Source organism: Thiolapillus sp., assembly GCF_048562965.1.
Lineage (GTDB): Bacteria > Pseudomonadota > Gammaproteobacteria > Chromatiales > Chromatiaceae > Thiolapillus > Thiolapillus brandeum_A.
On record NZ_JBHNMF010000839.1, the window covers coordinates 1 to 1,262 of the forward strand.

Sequence of the window (1,262 nt, forward strand, 5' to 3'; positions counted from 1 at the left end):
ATGACTGGACGCCGCGTTTGGATGCCTACTTTGCTTCCCCTCTGGCGCTATGCGCACGACGGGTAAGCAGTGCGGCCTCGCGGCTACTGGGGTCTACCAGCCTTCGCTTCGCTCTCCATGCCTAGCAGCGGACGCTTTCCGTCCTTGGAATGGTGCCGTTTCTGTCAGTGTGACAATCAACCCGTGAGGTGTGGAAATAATGATGAAAAAAACCACCAAAAAAAAACCACCAACCAAGGCCATTAAAAGCCCGCAAATGGATTTGTTTCAGCAGTTTGTGACCAATGACCCCGAGAGCGTATCCAACACGGTAGAACTTTGGGAGAGTATCCCCAAGTATTTTTTTACCCCGCAGCAGGCCGAGAAGCTACGCACCGCCGAGGGCTTGGCAAAACCCTACGAGCAGCCTTACAAATTTCGGGGTATTGACTGCACCTTGAGCATTCAACCCGCGTTACTAAAGCAAGAGGATGGCAACTATAAGGCTTTTTTCCCGAACGTGACCGAAGAACTGGTGGAAGAAGCCTTGAAAAAAATCCTTACCGATCAGAATTTCGGCATACATGACCCAGCCAATACCGAAACGTGGGTTAAGTTCACCTTGCGCATGGTGCAAAAGGAACTCAAGAAGTGGGGAAAAACCCGCAGCCTTGACCAGATCAAGCAGGCTATCGAGGTGATGAGCCTATCAATGTTGACGTTATCGAAGGGTAAAAAAGAGCTTTGGCGTGGGGCAATCCTGCAAGACCTTGTGACGGTTGACCGCGAAGAATGGCTTGAAGATCACAACGCCTTGCACGCGGCGCGCCTGCCCTTGTTCATATCCCACGCCATCGAAAACCTGGAATATCGGCAATACAACATTGACCGGCATTTAAGGCTGAAAACCCAGCTTGCTCGCTGGCTTTTCAAGCGCCTTGTGCACCGCTACAAGCAAGCTAGCATGATAGATAGCTATCATTTTCTCTACTCCACGGTCAAGGCGGAAAGCCGGCTTTTGGAAGGCAAGATCGAGCGCAACAATCGCTTGAAACTCAAGGCAGCGCTTGGCGAGCTTCAAGCAGCGGGGGCGCTGATGCGGATTGAGGTGCGAGAGATTAAGGAAGGGCGCAAGGTGGTAGATGCAGTCTACACCGTCTTTGCTTCACTGGACTTTAGAACCGAGCAAAAATCGGCCAATCTGGCGGCGAAGAACCGCCGCCTTGCGTTTGTGGATAAATCAAAATAGGGTGGTAGCTATGCCGTGCACTTCACCGGCTAGG

At 51.8% G+C, this 1,262-nt stretch carries 2 protein-coding genes; both read left to right on the plus strand.

What is annotated here, in order from left to right:
- Positions 1-49 precede the first annotated feature (49 nt).
- Positions 50-187 (plus strand): hypothetical protein, encoded by a 138-nt coding sequence (locus tag ACOCD2_RS20515; protein ID WP_419626006.1) that lies wholly within the window; start codon positions 50-52, stop codon positions 185-187.
- A gap of 15 nt (positions 188-202) precedes the next feature.
- On the plus strand, positions 203-1,228 hold the full coding sequence (locus ACOCD2_RS20520) for a hypothetical protein (RefSeq protein ID WP_293652980.1): 1,026 nt from the start codon (positions 203-205) through the stop codon (positions 1,226-1,228).
- The last annotated feature ends 34 nt before the right edge of the window (positions 1,229-1,262 follow it).